The sequence below is a fragment of the Aeromonas sp. S41-2 genome (assembly GCF_027705845.1).
Lineage (GTDB): Bacteria > Pseudomonadota > Gammaproteobacteria > Enterobacterales > Aeromonadaceae > Aeromonas > Aeromonas hydrophila.
The window spans coordinates 612,976-628,361 of the sequence record NZ_JAPDCG010000002.1; the positions used below are offsets into that span (position 1 = coordinate 612,976).

A 15,386-nucleotide genomic window follows, 5' to 3' on the forward strand; every position below is an offset into this window, starting at 1 on the left:
TCCCGCTCGCCTGTGGTGGTTAGAATAGGGGCCTCCATGGGTCACAGGATGCGCAAGGATGTTACACAAGCAAGTCAGTTTTATCATCGACAGCAAGGGCAACAAGCAGGCTGCCGTGGTCCCCATCGAGATTTACAACGAGCTGATGACCCTGCAAAAGGCGCTCTCCGACAACAAGCCGGGCGAGCGCGAGCTTTACCACTTCAACGGCAAGGGGGCCGAGGCGCACGGTTATCCGGTGGGCAAGCGGCAGAACCCCGGCTTCATGGTGCTGGCGGGCTCCACCGCCAACGGCGAGGATGCGGCTTCCCTGCGCGAGGCGGTGATCGAACTGCGCCAGGAGCTGCTGGGCAAGGGGATCCTGACCCCGCGCAGCGAAGGGGGCTTCGTCTTCACTGCCGATCAGCTGTTCAACAGCCCGAGCCTGGCCGCCAGCCTGGTGGCAGGCAACAACCGCAGCGGGCTGGACGCCTGGCAAAACAGCGCCGGCTACACCCTCAAACGCTCGGGGTTCGGCAAGAAGTAGGCTGAGCCGGCTCCTCTCAGGGCAGAGGATGCGTTGACAAGGTGCAGATAACACAAGGCCGCCCCCTGCGATGCAGGTGGGCGGCCTTGTTGCTTGTCGGGGCCGGGACTTATTTTTTGCCGGTCAGCAGCCAGTAGCTCAATGTCGAGCCGAACCCGCAGCCGGCGATGGCGATGGCCATCGGCAGCGGCGATTCGGGGGGATTGAGGTTGACCAGGATCCCCACCACGGCGCCGATGCCAAAGCGCAAGGTGCCCGCCAGTGCCGAGGCGGTGCCTGCCGATTGCGGGAAGTGGCCCATCAGGCCGGTCATGGCGTTGGCCCCCACCAGGCTGATATGGCCGACGAACAACACCACCGGAATGACGATGCCCCACAGGCCGCCGGTCTGGCTCCAGGCGTTGTAGATGAGCAGGGCGCCGGCACAGGGCAGCACCAGCAGGCCGTATTGCAGCATCCGCTCGGCGCCCACCCCCTTCACCAGCCGGCTGTTGACGAAGGTGACCACCATCATCAGCAGGATGTTGAGGCCAAACAGCCAGCCGTAGTGCTCGGTCGGTACCTTGAAGTACTCAATGTAGACGTAAGGGGAGGCGCTCAGGAAGGCGAACATGCCCGAGCTTGAGAGCGAGCCGCACAGCACGTAGCCCATGGCGCCGCGATGGGAGAGCACGCCCCAGTAGTTTTTCAGGATCTGGCCGAGGTTGAGGGGCTGCTTGTGCTCGGGCTTCAGGGTCTCCTGAATTTTCCACTGCATCATCAGGCAGATGAGCAGGCTTATCCCCACCAGCAGCCAGAAGATCACCCGCCAGTCGCTGTGGGCGCTGATGTAGCCGCCCACCACCGGCGCGACAAGAGGGGCGAGCGTCATCACCAGAATGACGAACGACATGGCGCGGGAGAAGGCCTCCTTCTCGAACAGGTCGCGCAGCAGCGCATTGACCACCACCGAGCCGGCCGCCCCGCCAGCCGCCTGCAACATCCGATATGCCAGCAGCTCGGGCAGGGAGTCAGCCATGGCGCAGCCCACCGAGGCGATGGCAAACATCACCAACCCCGCCAGGATCACCGGCTTGCGGCCATAGCTGTCGGCGAGCGGGCCGTAGAACAGCTGGCCGATGGCAAAGCCGCCCAGAAAGGCGCTGATGGTGAGCTGGGCACCGTCGATGCTGGTGGCCAGATCCCGGGCGATGGCCGGAATGGCGGGCAGGTACATGTCGACCGCGAGCGGGGTCAGGCCCGCCAGCGCGCCGAGCAGGATGAACAGAAAACGGGGGGAGAGGGGCATAGGCTATCCAGTCTTGATGAGTGCGAAGTCAGGGAGTGACAAACATCCAGTCTACCAGTTTTGGTGACGGGGGTGATCCTGTATGCCGAGCCAAAGGCCGGGCTCGGCGTGAAAGCGGGGGGCAAACCAGACCCGTTGGCCGCCGGCGGGCAGATCCTCCGGGCCGAGGGGACGCCGACTGAGCCGGCAGGCCCCTTGCGCCAATGCAAGGCGGGCATCCCCCTGATACCAGCCGTCGGTGACGGGCAGGGCCGTGGTTTCGCGCAGCAGCCTCACTCCCCACTGGGTCACCAGCGCCGGGCACGCTTTTTCTGCCACCTTGGCGGCCCGGATCATGGCTGGCGCCGCCGGCGGGGTGAGAGTGCAGAGCAGCAGCAACAGGGCCCCCAGCATGGCTGGCAGCTCGCCCTTGCGCGACAGCCTGCCTGCCAGCAGCACGAGGCCGAGCAGGGTGATGGGAGCCAGATGGCGGGGATTGTCCGGGTTCTGTCCAAACAGGGTCCACAGCAGCAAGACGAGCCAGTAGAGGGGCCAGAGCACGGAAGGAGCTGGATTGTGATCCTTTGACCGTTGCCAGAGTGGCAGTATCAGCAAGGCTCCCATCAATAGCGGCCAGAGCGGGGTGAGCTGCTCGTTGAAGGTACGGGCCCAGCTGAGCAGCCGATCGCCGTGGGCTGCCGCCGTGTTGCCCCACAGGGTAAAGTGACCGTCGGTAAAGCGGCGCCCCTCGCTGAAATAGGCCCAGCCATCGGCCTGCCAGACAAACAGCAGGCAGGCGAGCCCCACCAGCACGATGGGGAGCAGAAAGTGAAGTCGCTGACCCTTTTGCGCCATCCCGAGCCAAAGGGGCAACAGGGCCAGCACGAAGTAGGAGGGACGCAGCGCCAGCATGAGGCCCAGCAGCAGACCCGCCAGCGCTATCTTGCGCTGTTGCAAAGCCAGGAGCGCGCCGAGCCAGGCGGCCAGCGCCGGCCCGTCCGAGAGGCCGGAAAGAGCGAGTGTCGGGGTGAGCGGCAGGGCCAGCACCAGCAGCCAGACCGGCGCCAGCAAGCTTGGCCACTGCCACAATCTGACCGCGAGGGAGGCGGCAAGCGGCGCCAGCAAACTGCTACCCAAGAGGCTTGCCCACTGCACCGCGCGGGCCGGATCGCCCACCAGCAGATTGATCAGCCGCGCCAGCCAGATAAAGGCGGGGTAGCCCGGAAAATGGGGGGAGAACTCCAGCACGCTGAAGCGCACCACCCCATGGGCAAAGTTGAGGGCATCGTCGGAATCGAGCGCCACCGGGAAGGTCAGCAGCCAGCCGAGCCAGACCAGTTGCAGCAGGGCAAGCAAGTAGGGTCGATTCGCGAAGCGTAATCGGTTGTGGTGACGCCCCCCTTCTCCCGCCGGGGGAGAAGGGGGCAAACCGGCGTCCCGGTGCATCTATCGGCCGGCCGTGCGTAGGGTGGGTAGCGCGCAGCGAAACCCACCGTTTGTCACAGCGAGTTGGCGCAATGATTGGCCGGTGGCCATCAAAGCGGCGCCAGCACGGCCATCAGCGCTTTTTCAGCCTCGGCGAAGGCGGCGGCATCGGCAGGCTTGGCACCCACCCCGAACACCCCAGGGTTGCCGATGGCATCCAGCACCTTGGCCAGCGCCTGTTCGGCGGCCTTGCGATCCCCCTCGCTCAGGGAGGGGAGGATCAAGTCGAGGAAGCGCTTGCTCTTGACCACCAGCACCTTGGCGGTCTGGTAGTCGCCGAGATTCTGGCTGGCCCCCTCGAGGCGGCGCTCGATCTCCGCCTTGTAAGCCCGGTTGAGCAGGGCGGCGGTAGCCGCGGCGTCTTTGGCCTTGATGGCGGCCGCGAGCGGTGCTTGCAACTCGACCTTGTGGTGCTGTTCCAGATAGGTCAGCTCCTCGGCGATGTCGCTCAAGGTGGCGCTGGCATCCTTGTCGTCAGTGGCGGCGCCCAGCAGTGCCTCGCGGGCATCGATCAGCGGCTCCTTGCCGGCGGCGGCGTAGGAGTAAGCCTGCGCCTGCCCGCTCAGAGTCAGCAGCAGGGTGAGGGCGAGTAAATCCGGGCGGATGGTCATCCTGTTCTCCTTACTTATGCCAATGGCGCGGTCAGGCCACGCTCTGGGTCTCGATCACGGTGTTTTCGTTGCGATGATTGAAGGTGTTGCGGCGTCTGTCCACCTCCTTCGTTCACCACATTCAGGGGCCATCAGGCCACGCTCTGGGTTTCGATCACGGTATTTTCGTTGCGATGATTGAAGATGGCGTGACGTCTGTCCACCCCGTCGATCACCATGTCGGCGGCCATCATCCCCATCTCCATGGCGGTGTCGGTGAAGATATAGCGGAATGTCCCCTGACGGCCGGTCATGATGAGGTTGGTGATCGGCATCAGCGCCTTGATGGCGTCGTTGCGGCGGGCCTGATAGCCCAGATCCATCAGTGGATAGGCGTACTCGCTGCGGGCCTCGAAGGTCTCATCGCCAAGCTTCTGGGTGTCGACACCGAGGCTGGCGAGATCGGCGGTGACCCGGCCGCGCAGATCAGCGAGCGGCGCCTGCCAGGTGGCATCGCCCGGATTGCAGGGGATCTCCAGCATCACGGATGTTTGCCCCATTGGCGCCATAAAGGGGCTGCGGCGGCGCGGCTCCTGCAGGCGGGTGGCCAGGATATGGGGGTCGGAGAGGTACTGCCAGGTGTTGTCCGACAAATTCTCCTGTTTGAGCGGCATATTGACGAAGCGAAGCGACCGGTAGTGCAGATCGCACGGCAAGCCCAGGTGCTGGCAGGTGAGCGGCAGCGGCAGGGTGGAGATCACCTGATCAAAGCGCTCGCTCTGCTCCACATTATCTTGTGACCAATAGACCCGTTCGATGCGGCCATCGGTTTGCTGGAGGCGGGTGATGGTGGCGCCGGTTTTCAGCAGGACCCCTTCGGCAACCAACCGCTCCCCCAGGGTGGTGAAGATCTGGCCGAAACCGTACTTGGGGTAGCGGTACTTGCGGGCATAGGTACGCACCGAGATGCTGCCGTTGCGTCTTGGCAGCAGGCGGCGGGCCACGTCTTTGAGATCGATCAGGCTGATGCGCTGACCGGCCCAGTCGGCGGAGAGCTTGTCCGGGTTGATGCCCCAGAGCTTACCGGTATAGCCCTCGAAGAACTGGCGATAGAGGGTGCGGCCGAAGTGGCTCTGGATCCACTCGGCAAAGCTCGCCTTGGCAAAATCGGTGGGCTTCTTGGCAAAGGGCAACAGCAGCAAGTCTTTCACCGCACCGGCCATCAGGGCGAGCGGCGCCGTCTTGAGCAGGTTGGGCAGGTTCAAGGGGTAGTCATAGGTGCGCCCGCCAAAGCGGATCACGCTCTTGCGCTCGGCGTGGAGCAGATCGTCCCCCATCAGTTCGTCGATAAAGGCTAGCAGCTCGGGGTTCTTGGTAATGAAGCGGTGGCCGCCGTAGTCGAAGCGATACTCGCCGTCGCGCCCCTTGAAGGTCTGGGTGGCGCACATGCCGCCCACCACGCTCTCCTGCTCGAACAGGGTGACCGCAAAACCGGCCTGGCGCAGGCGCCAGGCGGCCATCAGACCGGCAGGGCCGGCGCCCAGTACCGCAATGTGTTGTGTGTTGTTGTCGCTCATGACTCTTTATCCGAAAAGCTGACCAAAAGAGAAGACGTTGAAAAGGCGGCTCCGCTGAGCCGCCTTGTCATCCGCTGTTGCGCCGCGCTGGGCGATCAGCGCTGGGGACGATAGTTGCGATGCCAGACGGTGACGAAGATCACCAGGTAGCTGGCCCAGGTCAGCAACTGCAGGCCGGCTGGTGAGGCATTGTAGCCAAACAGGGCGCGCAGGAAGGTACCAAATACCCCCTGATCGTCGAGAATGTGACTGATGTTGAAGACAGGCGTCGTCCAGAAGGTGATGAGCCCGGCCGCCTGCAACATGTTGACGGCGGACGACAGCAGCCCGGCAGCGATGATGATGATGAGCAGGCCGGTCCAGCGGAAGAAGGGCGCCAGCGCCACCTTGCGGGTGGAACGCAGCAGCCCCCACACCAGCACCACCGACAGCAGCAGGCCGCCCAGCGCCCCCATCAGCCCCTCGTGCAGATCCACCCCTTGTCCGGAGTAGACCAGGGCCGAGAAGAACAGCACGGTTTCAAAGCCTTCGCGCATCACCGCCAGGAAGGCGAGCAGTACCAGACCAAACAGGTTGCCGCCGTCGATGGCGGCATCGATGCGCGCCGTCATGGCCCCCACCTGGGATTTGGCCTGCTTCTGCATCCAGACTGCCATATAGGTGAGCACCAGGGTGGCGAAAATCAGGATCCCCGCCATCAGCAAATGGTTGTAGCGCTCGCTCTCGAACTGGCTCACCACCACCTGGAACAGGAAGGCGACGACGAGGGAGGCGATAAGACCCAGCCCCACCCCCAGATAGACGAACTTGTTGTAGCGGCTCGCCCCCAGCTTGGCGAGGTAGGAGAGGCAGATGCCGACCAGCAGGAAGGCTTCCAGCCCCTCGCGCAGGGTAATGAGAAAACTTGCAAACATCAGGATTGAGGCTCCGTAGCGGGCGTGACGGGGAGGGGCTGCAGGGTCAGTTGCAGCCGATTGAGTTGCACTATGGGTGGCTCCGGCAAGCTCGGCTCGGCGGCGCGCACCGCATCATTGACCCACTTGGGGTAGGTGCGGAAATTGAGTTTGATATCGGCCTTGAAGGGCCCTTGGGCATCTGCGGGCAGCGGCCAGGCTTCATCGCGCCAGCCATCGGCCGGGATGCGGGTGTCTTCAAGGAGCTTGGCGTAACGCCAGAACTTGAGCCCCACCGGCTTGCCCTCGGCATCGCCGAACACTTTCCTGAACAGTCGCGCATCGTCGGGCACGGCGCCATCCACCGGCTGGCCGCTGGCAAGCACCCGCTTGCCGCTGGCGTCGGTGACGGTCAGCTCCAGCCAGAGTTCGCGGAAATCGGCAACCCCGGTGGGCAGGGCGTGGCCGGCGCCGGTATTGGCGACCCGCACCACCAGCTGCGGGCTAGCGGGCCCCTGCTCGATCCGGGCCGAGAGGGTGGCGCTTGAGCGCAAGAGCGCCAGGCTCTCCTGCTCGAGCGTTGCACTTCTCAGCCCCACCAGCTGGTGCTGGGCGCCGGTAAAGTTGTGGCGATAGAGCCGCTCTTTCACGGTGCCGTTTTCGGTGGACTGGCCGGCCACCGGCGCGCCGCCGTTGCCCGGCTCCGGGTTCATGTGGCAGTCGATACAGGTGCGCCGCTTGGCGGGATCCTCCGCCTTGGCGAAGCTGGAGTTCTCCCACTCGTCCCAGGTGTTGACGATGTTGGCGCCGGTGCCGGGGGCAAACTCGTTGTGGCAGGACTTGCACAGGGCGGCGTCGCGGTAGAAATCCTTCTGGTAAGAGGCCTTGTGCATGGCGGGGCGGGCGTTGATCTGCCGCTCGGCCAGCCAGTGCTGGAGGCTGCCGCCGGCGGCATCCTCGAACACATAGCTCTCGCGGTCTTTCAGATTCACGGTAAAGGCGCTGTTGCCGCCGGCATCCTCGAGCCGGGTGATGCGATGGCAGAGCACGCAGCCGGTGCCTTCCTCCACCACGGGCTCGCCTTTCTGGTGGGCCGCGATCAGCGAGGCGCCGCCCTGCTCGAACATGTGGGAGCCCTTGGGCAGATCCTGCTGGCCGTTCATCACCTGCTGGGGCATGTGGCAGCCCTGGCACCACTGGCCGAAGGCTTCGCCCTCTGTTTCGCGGGCCAGCGCCTGCACCACCTTGTAGTAGGGGTGGGAGTTGCCCATCAGCCGGTGGTTGCTCTCGCTCCAGTCCTGGAACGCCTGTTGGTGGCAGTTCTGGCAGGAGGCGGAGTTGAGCCACTCCCTGGGATGAGTGGTCGGTGCCTTGGCGGGATCCCTGCGCGGGGCATCGAGCCTGAGCCAGTTGGCAAGATAGGGGAGGTTGCCATCGGCGGTGACGAAGGCGTGCAGATCTTCCATCATCGCCTTCACCTCAGGTTGGGGTTTGGCGGGGTCAACCGGCTCGGCGCCATCGCGGGTGTCATGGCCCATGCCGCCCTGGGTCTGCTGGGTCATGCGCAGGTATTCGCCGATAAAGTCCCCCGCCACCATGTTGGCGAGGTTGGCGTGGCCGTTGATGGCGTTGTCGCCGCTCTGCTGGCGGTGGGCCGCCATCAGATAGCGGTTGGTGAAGTTGAACCCGTCCAGATGGCAGGAGTTGCAGCTCATCCAGTTGTCCCCCGCCATGGGGAAACGGCTGTTGGCGGCAGTGTTGCCCAGGTTGAACAACCGCTCGCCGCGCTTGAGCGGTTCGGGGCGCGGATCCGTCTCCACCAGCTTGGCGAAGTGAGGCACATCCACGGTGACCCGGGCAAACGGGCCGCTGCCGCCGGTGTTGAGGCGGGTGAGATCCTGCCCCATGACGTTGTGCACCAGGATGTGGTCGCCGTCTACAAACAAGTCGCGCGGATTCTGGCCCGGCAGGTGGCGAAGGAGCTGGGTCGCCTTGGCGCCCCCCTGGAACTTCTTGCGGCGGTGGCGGTTGCTGTTCTGCTTGCCGCTGCGCGACAGGTCGAATACCAGCATATCCTCCGAGCCCGCCAGGGTCAGGTAGACCCGCTTGCCATCGGCGGCGAAGCGCGCCGCGAATGGGTTGGAGACGATCTGGCTGCGGTTGCCGACGCTGGGCAGGTTGATCTGCAAAAAGAGCTGCTTGCGCTCGTCCACCCGCTCTTTCTCTTCATCCAGATCGATGATGGAAACGGCCGGGAAGACGGTGCTCTGAAACTGGAAGGGGTGGTCGAAACTCCACAGCACGTGGGGCAGCCAGGCTTCGCTGCCATCGGGGGAGAGGGTGATGCCGTCCAGCAGGCGCGGCAAGCCTTGCGAGTCGCTTGGGGTGTCGCTGTGGGTCTCGGCCAGGGTGATGAGTCTGGGCTTGGGCAGGGTGGTGTCGAGCAGGGAGGCACCCTTGGCACCGCTGCCGAGTTTGGCGAGATCATAGATGGCGAGCTGGCCGGTCATGGCGTGGGTGAGCAGCAGGCGATCATTGTCGGTCAAGGCCAGCCCACGCGGGGTATCGGCAGTGGCCACATCCAGCTGCAGCTTGCCCGCCGTGTCGTAGGCTTGCAGGCGAGCGGATTCGAACAGCGTGACCCAGAACCACTTCCGCTTGGGATCGAAGATGACCCCGTAAGGGCGATGGCCGGTGGGGATCGCCTTGTCCAGGGTGAGATCATCATCCAGCAGCAGCAGGCGATCGCCGCGATAATCGCTCACCAGCAGGGTGCCGTCGTCTGCGCGGGCCAACTGGCGCAGATCGCCACCCAGTTGCACCTCTTTCAGCCGCTTGCCGCTATCGCGCTCAAGCAGGGTGACCGAGCCGGCGCTCTGGTTGGCGGTGACGAGGCGCGGGGCGTTCCCCTCGTCATAGGCAATCATGGCGGCGCCCATCTCCTGGGCCGAGGCGGTCCCCAGCAGCAGGGCGGTCAACATCAGGGATAACAACAACTTCAACATAAGATCAGGTGCGCCATTTCAAGATGGTCCAGCGCCAGGCGTGGCGCAGCACCAGAGGAGTCAACGCGAGCGCGCTCAGCCAGTGGGCCCAGCTGGCAAGGTTGCCCAGGCCATCGCCCGGGGTGCCGTGCAGCACCAGTAGCAGCCCGCTGGCCAGACAAATCAACAGCAAGGCTTCGATGATGCGGCCTGTGGTGCGCAGGAAAGGCTTGCGGCTTTTGCGCAGCAGGCTGCGATGGGAGAGCCAGAACGCGCCAAACAGCAGGGGGAACAGGGTGAGCGAGAGGGCGACGTGCAGGAACAGGTTCCAGCGTGCCAGCGACCAGAGCGGGGTCAGCGGTTCCCACAGCAGCAGGCCGGAGAAGAACATCAGATAGAGGGAGCCCTCGGCGGCCTGATGGTGATAGGCCAGCCACTGCCAGCAGTGTCGTGGTGAGAGGGAAAGGCTTGTCATAGGTGCTCCAACGCCCGGGCAGTGCAGCCCGGGGGAGCAAGTTTACAATGCAGGAAAGGTAATGAAAAGAGTTATCAATTCCGCTCTTGATGAATAAAGGCTGAATGAAAACCGGCGCTATTTGTGGTCCGCCAGCCGCTCGGTCACCGCGTAGATAAGCGCCGCGGTGGAGAAGGCGAGGAACACGATCACCGACCACTTCATCTCTACCTCGTTGCCGACCCCGTCATCCAGGAAGGCCTTGAGCACTTCAATCCCGGCAATGGTGACCAGGGAGTTGATGACGATGAGCTTGAGGGAGGCGAAGTTGATCTTGCTGAGCCAGTTGTTGCCGAGCGCCTCGCGCTGCTCCTGGGTCTGGATGAACTGCACATAGCCGCAGATGGAGACCAGTATCAGCATCTGGGCCACCAGTACGAAGTCCACCAGGGTGAGCACGCCGGTGATGAGGTCCATGTAGTGAATGCCCACGATGTCGATGCACAGGGCATAAAGCAGCATGGCGAATTTCACCATCAGCAGGGCCACGCAGACCAGAATGCAGACATAGAAGGGGAACATCATCAACCGGCTGCCATTGAGCATGAAGTTGAAACGGCGCATGAAAACTCCTGAAGAGGGTGAGGTTGCGCTGATTATGGCGCGGATCCGCCATCGAGGGCATCCCTGTTTGCGCACAGAGGGCTGATGGCGGCAGAGCAAGCGGAAACGAAAAAAGCCCAGCCATAAGGCTGGGCTTTCGAATGTGGCTCCCTCGACAGGACTTGATATTCTCAACTAAAGCCCAGTAAATGCATGATTTTTGTTTGTGTCGGCTGCCTGATGGGCCTAATGATGTACCTAATTTTTTTTGGTCACATCAGGCGGTCAAAAATTTTTTCGTAATCAGGAAAAAGTTTGGTATTTTGCGCCTCGCATTGTACCAATCAATGCAACTATGCAGTTAATAGCACCACTTGAAGGGGTGCGTATGGCTCCGAATCGATGTCCAATTTCGGACGACTGTAGGAGCGTAATGATGACAGTAGAACAAAATCGAGTTGAAATTCGCATCCTTTCGATGAGAGATTTAACTGAAAAACTGGGCATAGGAAAATCAACGATCTATAACATGATCGGTGAGGGACGATTTCCGCGAGGAACTCGTATAACTGCGCAAAAAACCGGTTGGCTCAGCTCTCAGGTTGACGAGTGGATTTGCTCGAAATTTGCTGCTTGACTCGTAAATGGCCTCATGTGTGGATGCATATGGGGCTATTTTTATGCTTGAAAAAAATAGTTCGTTTTTGATATTATCTATGCTATGATAAAATGTTGAAATTTCTATTGCCTTTTTCGTGGGGTAGCTGTTATTGTCGTTCTCGTTCAGGCAACGGGTAGGACGAAATTGTGATGAAATTTCACGACTGGCAGCAAATTAGTAGCAAAAAAAATCTTGTCACAACTTTCAGGTCTCTGGGGATTGAGATAAACCGCACAGGCGATGTTCCAGCCCTGTCTGTGCTATCCCTAATGGATCGTGCCGCATTTGTGCTATCCCTGCTGAGTGAGCTTAATAAGCGGCGAACCCTCATTCGTGGTGGCTCACTAACTGACGAAAATATTGCGATGCTCCAGGGAGAGATCGATGCCTTCGAGGATTCGATGCTAATGATCTCACAGGAACAAATTGCGGCTGAAAAAACTAATATTCTCCAATTCCCCCAGACTCGCCGTAAAACAACATAGATAATTATATTTTTTATAATAGGTTATCCAAATATTTATTATATGGATGGCTACGCTATGCCATCAATAAATTATAAACAAATAAAATTTAACGTTGACTAACCGTTAGCGTAGTGGATTACTATTACATTTATACAAGGAAATAATATATGGAGAATAATGTTCTGGCTAGTGAGCCTATTGATTTTGGACGGATTCGTATGCCATGGAGTTATGGTTCGAGCAGCCTCAATTTACAGACTCAATATATTATTAAGAATTTCATTCCTGCTGATTCGTTAGTCGCAATTTATGGCCCGTCAGGCCACTGTAAATCATTTCTTGCACTGAGTGCTGCGGCGCATATCGCAGCAGGTAAAGACTTTAATAATCAAAAAACAAAAAAAGGCGCAGTCCTGTATATTTCCGCTGAGGGTGGAAATGGTATCCATGGTCGTATCAGGGGATGGGAGACGAGGCACAATGACGGTATAGCACTGAGTAATATGATGATTTTAACTGATGGGGTCATTTTATCAGATGAGGAGGATCAGGAACAAATTTGGCTCATGTGTGAAAGAGCGAGGCATGATACAGGACTGCCTGTTGTATTGATTGTTGTAGATACCGTTGCTCGCTGTCTCGATGGAGATGAAAGCTCAGCGAAGGACATGGGAGGGTTCATTAGAGGGGCTGATACAATACGTAAAAGGACTGGGGCAACAATCCTGTTAATTCATCATACAGGGAAAGACGCTTCGAAGGGGCCTCGTGGTTCTAGCTCATTTCACGCCGCTCTTGATGCCGAGTATTATCTTAGGCGGGAATTTGGTGATGAGGATGATTATAGCGTCCTTTTAACGTGTACAAAATTCAAAGATGGGCCTGAAAAAAAAGAATTGGTATTTGAACATGAAATTGAATTTATAGGATATGATGAGGATGGTGAGACCATAAACACTCTTGTTACAAATCGATGTTCTCGTGAGTCCCAAGTTAAACTCATCGGTAATATGAGGAAACTGATGGATATAATTAGTCGTTATGATGACTCTGGTGTGGCCTGTAGAATAGCTGTGCGTAATGAATATGCATCGTCAAATTTTGGACGAGATTTAAAAAAACTCGCTAGCAAGGGCTTGATCCATGACGACGAAGATGCGAAAAAAATTTACATCGTTAATCCTCAAAATGTTTAATTGATTGATTCGTAATGAGAGCGAGATGATACCGCTCCACTTATCTATATAAGGAAAGAAAATGAAAGTTTTTAACGAAATTTTTGCGATGATAGAAAGCCACCCTCAGACTGGATCTAGCGGGGTACTTGCAGCCGCTATGGCGTCTGCTTGTAACTCTCATTACGCAGTGTCATTGCTTGATGTGTCTGTGAAACTCGATGATAACGGCAGGAGGTTGGTTGATCGTCTGGCTCGACTCACTCAGGAGTTTGACTATTCGAATAAAGCACAAGATCAGGCTCTTCAGCGGCTTCGTGCGCTCGGTTTCATCAATTGAATGAGGATAATTAGTCTCTTGCTGTTCACTTAATTTTCACTTGTTTTGGCCGTCATAACTTGGAACGTGAACATATCTTGTAAGATATGACATTTTATATTTATGGTTGCACCTAAGGTTATTAGTTCAATGCCTTTGCTCTCACTTTAGATATACGGCCATTATAATCTTATTATTAGGTGTGATTGGGTATAGCCTCAGGGGGATTTTTAATTAAAATGACAAGGGAAATTAAGTTTATTGTTTTTATTGATATGCATTGATTTACATTTGGTAAAAGAGTAGATTCACAGCATATATAAATTTGTTGCAGACGCCATAATTAATATGATGATTCATCTATATATGTTGTGATGTCTATTGTTGTATCAAGTTTTTTAAAATACACCTCAAGGAGTAATTATGTCAGCATTTGAAAAGCGCAAATTTTTCGATCTTGAAATTAATAAATTGGAGATTGCGCTCAAAGCATTGAAAGCAGGACTCTGTGTAGATACAGATGATTTTGATTTGTGTGTGGTCATTGAAAATCACAATGCAGATTATGATAATTATGGTTATCCTAAATATATTGTCGTGAAAAAAGAGTATGCTGAGTTGATTGCAGAGGCTCTAAACGATGTATCTTTGATGAGCTCGTATGATGAGGATAGCATTTCTCAGATGCATGAGGATGGGGTTGAGGCAAACTTTGAAATCATCTATCAGCGCTGGTGTGAAAGCAATGCAGCACAATATGATAAAAACTCTGGATTTAAATCACCTCAAGAATTTCTTATGAGTATGGGAGTGGATGAAAAAGAATATTATAAATACATTCCTGGTGATTATGTTGAAGCTATAAAATTGCTTGAAAGAGCTATGAAGGAAATTTCAACTGATTGAGTGTACTGTTCGACATATCACAAGACACCGGCAACAAGCCGGTGTCTTGCTTATCAGTCACAAAGCCCTAGTCTCAGATTAACTAACATGTCATAGGTGCTTTTTGGCATTGGATCTTCGCCGTTTGCATAGCGTCGGAGATCATAAGGGGAGATCATTGCGCAATGAGGGAAAAGCATCTTATAGAAGTTAGATGCGTTATCACTGCTAACTGGCTTGTCTGAGCTTTGCCCATTAATTAAATAACGGAGATGCTTGAGATCATCTTCTGATGCTAACAACATGATTTATTCTCCATCAGTTGACAGACCGTTCTGGGGGGCGAACGGCAGGTATAGTGCTGTTGTCGGTCAGCTCAGATAACGGAGAGACTAAGTTTCCTTCGATAAAGCCAAGACTCAGCCCAGACGGTAATTTATCAATGGCGATTAGCTCAGCACTACTTGTGATAACTCGCTTGTCATTCAATATTGCATAAGATGGATACCAACACTGTCCTTCATCGTCGAACTCATAGATCAATTTCTGTGCCTGCATGTCTCGTTTATTTAAATTAGTAATCAATTGCGCCGCACTTACGGACGCTTTTTTCAGAGATTCATGAGCAACAAGGTGTTTTGATACACTCTTTCCACGAAAAAGAAATGAAACTTGGCAGCCATAATGATGAGCTTGGATCTCAAGAACGGGATTTTTTCGATATTCTAATGCACATAGAAGGCTACAGAGCCACCTATCAAGAGCTGCATAAGTGGATTTTCCTGCCTCACTGGCGATTGCTGTAACGAATGGATTCCAGACAAGTATTAAGTACGGTAAACCTACTGTTATGCATTCTAATACAGCGTTTGCTGCATTGTTTGAACGTGGCAGGACTTTTATCGGAACTTCAGAATTGACTGTAATTTTTTCCAGCCACTGTGAATCCACCTCCCTTGGATCAATTGCAAGTTGGATTATCATATCCGCAGGTAGTTCCGGCAGTCTTTGTGGTGTCGGTGCAGATGCTCTCGTGTCGAAATTTAGATTATCAAATAGCAGCACGTCCCCCTCAGCATAATACCCAAATATGGCGATTACGAACCGTCTTCCCCCTTCACTAATAAACATTTTACTTTCAAGTACTTGCCCTTTAGGTTTTCCGATGTCGTGACCATCCGTCAGAATAAAGGGTTCACGGTTTATTCCTGCAACCAACTCTGATGGTTCTAGAGGAACCAGAAGATTACCATCAGCGTCCCGCGCGTCTGACCAAACAACCCCATACGTTACTTTACCAAAGATCTTGTTTGAGTAACGACTAACTGCATCACATGCCCATTCTCGGGCTGAGGGAGTATCCCAAAAATCAGACATAGCTTTTCCTTAATTAACTCGGTTTTCCTTCATGCGATCTTGCACGATAGCCAGTTCATAGCCGCTAATTTTCCGTGCCCCTCTCCGGTCGTCTGGGCGGGGAGGGGATATCTCTTGACCTCG

General features: G+C 56.7%; 15 protein-coding genes. 6 read left to right on the top strand and 9 right to left on the bottom strand.

The window, feature by feature from the left end; all coding sequences use genetic code 11:
- Positions 1-58: 58 nt before the first annotated feature.
- On the top strand, positions 59-526 hold the full coding sequence (locus tag OKC44_RS07240) for a DUF4357 domain-containing protein (protein ID WP_029300466.1): 468 nt from the start codon (positions 59-61) through the stop codon (positions 524-526).
- A gap of 109 nt (positions 527-635) precedes the next feature.
- Here OKC44_RS07240 and OKC44_RS07245 read toward each other — a convergent pair whose 3' ends face one another.
- The 8 genes from OKC44_RS07245 to OKC44_RS07280 form a co-directional block, all read right to left on the bottom strand.
- The gene (locus tag OKC44_RS07245) at positions 636-1,814 is read right to left on the bottom strand and encodes a Bcr/CflA family multidrug efflux MFS transporter (protein ID WP_206817891.1); all 1,179 of its coding nucleotides are present in this window, start codon (positions 1,812-1,814) and stop codon (positions 636-638) included.
- Positions 1,815-1,865: 51 nt separating this feature from the next.
- Positions 1,866-3,149, bottom strand: coding sequence for a hypothetical protein (locus OKC44_RS07250; protein WP_270811881.1), 1,284 nt, complete (start codon positions 3,147-3,149; stop codon positions 1,866-1,868).
- Positions 3,150-3,328: 179 nt separating this feature from the next.
- Complete coding sequence (locus OKC44_RS07255; RefSeq protein WP_270811884.1) at positions 3,329-3,889, bottom strand: hypothetical protein; 561 nt, start codon at positions 3,887-3,889, stop codon at positions 3,329-3,331.
- A gap of 131 nt (positions 3,890-4,020) precedes the next feature.
- On the bottom strand, positions 4,021-5,445 hold the full coding sequence (locus tag OKC44_RS07260) for an FAD-dependent oxidoreductase (protein ID WP_270811888.1): 1,425 nt from the start codon (positions 5,443-5,445) through the stop codon (positions 4,021-4,023).
- Between the two features lie 95 nt (positions 5,446-5,540).
- On the bottom strand, positions 5,541-6,359 hold the full coding sequence (locus OKC44_RS07265) for an FTR1 family iron permease (RefSeq protein WP_076360940.1): 819 nt from the start codon (positions 6,357-6,359) through the stop codon (positions 5,541-5,543).
- A complete protein-coding gene (locus OKC44_RS07270) occupies positions 6,359-9,343 on the bottom strand; it encodes a YncE family protein (RefSeq protein ID WP_270811891.1) in 2,985 nt (994 codons plus the stop codon). Before OKC44_RS07270 ends, OKC44_RS07265 begins: the two co-directional genes overlap by 1 nt.
- A gap of 4 nt (positions 9,344-9,347) precedes the next feature.
- Entirely contained in the window at positions 9,348-9,797 is a 450-nt protein-coding gene (locus tag OKC44_RS07275; RefSeq protein WP_024944945.1) for a hypothetical protein, read from the bottom strand.
- Between the two features lie 117 nt (positions 9,798-9,914).
- Entirely contained in the window at positions 9,915-10,400 is a 486-nt protein-coding gene (locus OKC44_RS07280) for a YqhA family protein (RefSeq protein WP_011706364.1), read from the bottom strand.
- Positions 10,401-10,812: 412 nt separating this feature from the next.
- Between OKC44_RS07280 and OKC44_RS07285 the strand changes: the two genes are divergently transcribed.
- The 5 genes from OKC44_RS07285 (at position 10,813) to OKC44_RS07305 (ending at position 13,907) form a co-directional block, all read left to right on the top strand.
- Positions 10,813-11,016, top strand: a complete 204-nt coding sequence (locus OKC44_RS07285) for a helix-turn-helix transcriptional regulator (RefSeq protein WP_158197106.1) — start codon at positions 10,813-10,815, stop codon at positions 11,014-11,016.
- A gap of 173 nt (positions 11,017-11,189) precedes the next feature.
- The gene (locus OKC44_RS07290; protein ID WP_005301994.1) at positions 11,190-11,525 is read left to right on the top strand and encodes a hypothetical protein; all 336 of its coding nucleotides are present in this window, start codon (positions 11,190-11,192) and stop codon (positions 11,523-11,525) included.
- 149 nt (positions 11,526-11,674) lie between these two features.
- Entirely contained in the window at positions 11,675-12,703 is a 1,029-nt protein-coding gene (locus OKC44_RS07295) for an AAA family ATPase (RefSeq protein ID WP_100645638.1), read from the top strand.
- A gap of 61 nt (positions 12,704-12,764) precedes the next feature.
- Complete coding sequence (locus OKC44_RS07300) at positions 12,765-13,022, top strand: hypothetical protein (protein WP_069784804.1); 258 nt, start codon at positions 12,765-12,767, stop codon at positions 13,020-13,022.
- A 402-nt stretch (positions 13,023-13,424) separates the two neighbouring features.
- Positions 13,425-13,907: a hypothetical protein gene (locus OKC44_RS07305; RefSeq protein WP_069784805.1), complete on the top strand. Its 483-nt coding sequence runs from the start codon at positions 13,425-13,427 to the stop codon at positions 13,905-13,907.
- Positions 13,908-14,204: 297 nt separating this feature from the next.
- Here OKC44_RS07305 and OKC44_RS07310 read toward each other — a convergent pair whose 3' ends face one another.
- The gene (locus OKC44_RS07310; RefSeq protein ID WP_158653297.1) at positions 14,205-15,263 is read right to left on the bottom strand and encodes a hypothetical protein; all 1,059 of its coding nucleotides are present in this window, start codon (positions 15,261-15,263) and stop codon (positions 14,205-14,207) included.
- Positions 15,264-15,386 lie beyond the last annotated feature (123 nt).

Bases quoted from the DNA above. Each gene is read 5' to 3' on its own strand.
- OKC44_RS07255 (WP_270811884.1), bottom strand. From the start codon at position 3,889: ATGACCATCCGCCCGGATTTACTCGCCCTCACCCTGCTGCTGACTCTG.
- OKC44_RS07295 (WP_100645638.1), top strand. From the start codon at position 11,675: ATGGAGAATAATGTTCTGGCTAGTGAGCCTATTGATTTTGGACGGATT.
- OKC44_RS07305 (WP_069784805.1), top strand. From the start codon at position 13,425: ATGTCAGCATTTGAAAAGCGCAAATTTTTCGATCTTGAAATTAATAAA.
- OKC44_RS07285 (WP_158197106.1), top strand. From the start codon at position 10,813: ATGATGACAGTAGAACAAAATCGAGTTGAAATTCGCATCCTTTCGATG.
- OKC44_RS07275 (WP_024944945.1), bottom strand. From the start codon at position 9,797: ATGACAAGCCTTTCCCTCTCACCACGACACTGCTGGCAGTGGCTGGCC.
- OKC44_RS07290 (WP_005301994.1), top strand. From the start codon at position 11,190: ATGAAATTTCACGACTGGCAGCAAATTAGTAGCAAAAAAAATCTTGTC.
- OKC44_RS07245 (WP_206817891.1), bottom strand. From the start codon at position 1,814: ATGCCCCTCTCCCCCCGTTTTCTGTTCATCCTGCTCGGCGCGCTGGCG.
- OKC44_RS07260 (WP_270811888.1), bottom strand. From the start codon at position 5,445: ATGAGCGACAACAACACACAACACATTGCGGTACTGGGCGCCGGCCCT.
- OKC44_RS07310 (WP_158653297.1), bottom strand. From the start codon at position 15,263: ATGTCTGATTTTTGGGATACTCCCTCAGCCCGAGAATGGGCATGTGAT.
- OKC44_RS07280 (WP_011706364.1), bottom strand. From the start codon at position 10,400: ATGCGCCGTTTCAACTTCATGCTCAATGGCAGCCGGTTGATGATGTTC.
- OKC44_RS07300 (WP_069784804.1), top strand. From the start codon at position 12,765: ATGAAAGTTTTTAACGAAATTTTTGCGATGATAGAAAGCCACCCTCAG.
- OKC44_RS07240 (WP_029300466.1), top strand. From the start codon at position 59: ATGTTACACAAGCAAGTCAGTTTTATCATCGACAGCAAGGGCAACAAG.
- OKC44_RS07265 (WP_076360940.1), bottom strand. From the start codon at position 6,359: ATGTTTGCAAGTTTTCTCATTACCCTGCGCGAGGGGCTGGAAGCCTTC.
- OKC44_RS07270 (WP_270811891.1), bottom strand. From the start codon at position 9,343: ATGTTGAAGTTGTTGTTATCCCTGATGTTGACCGCCCTGCTGCTGGGG.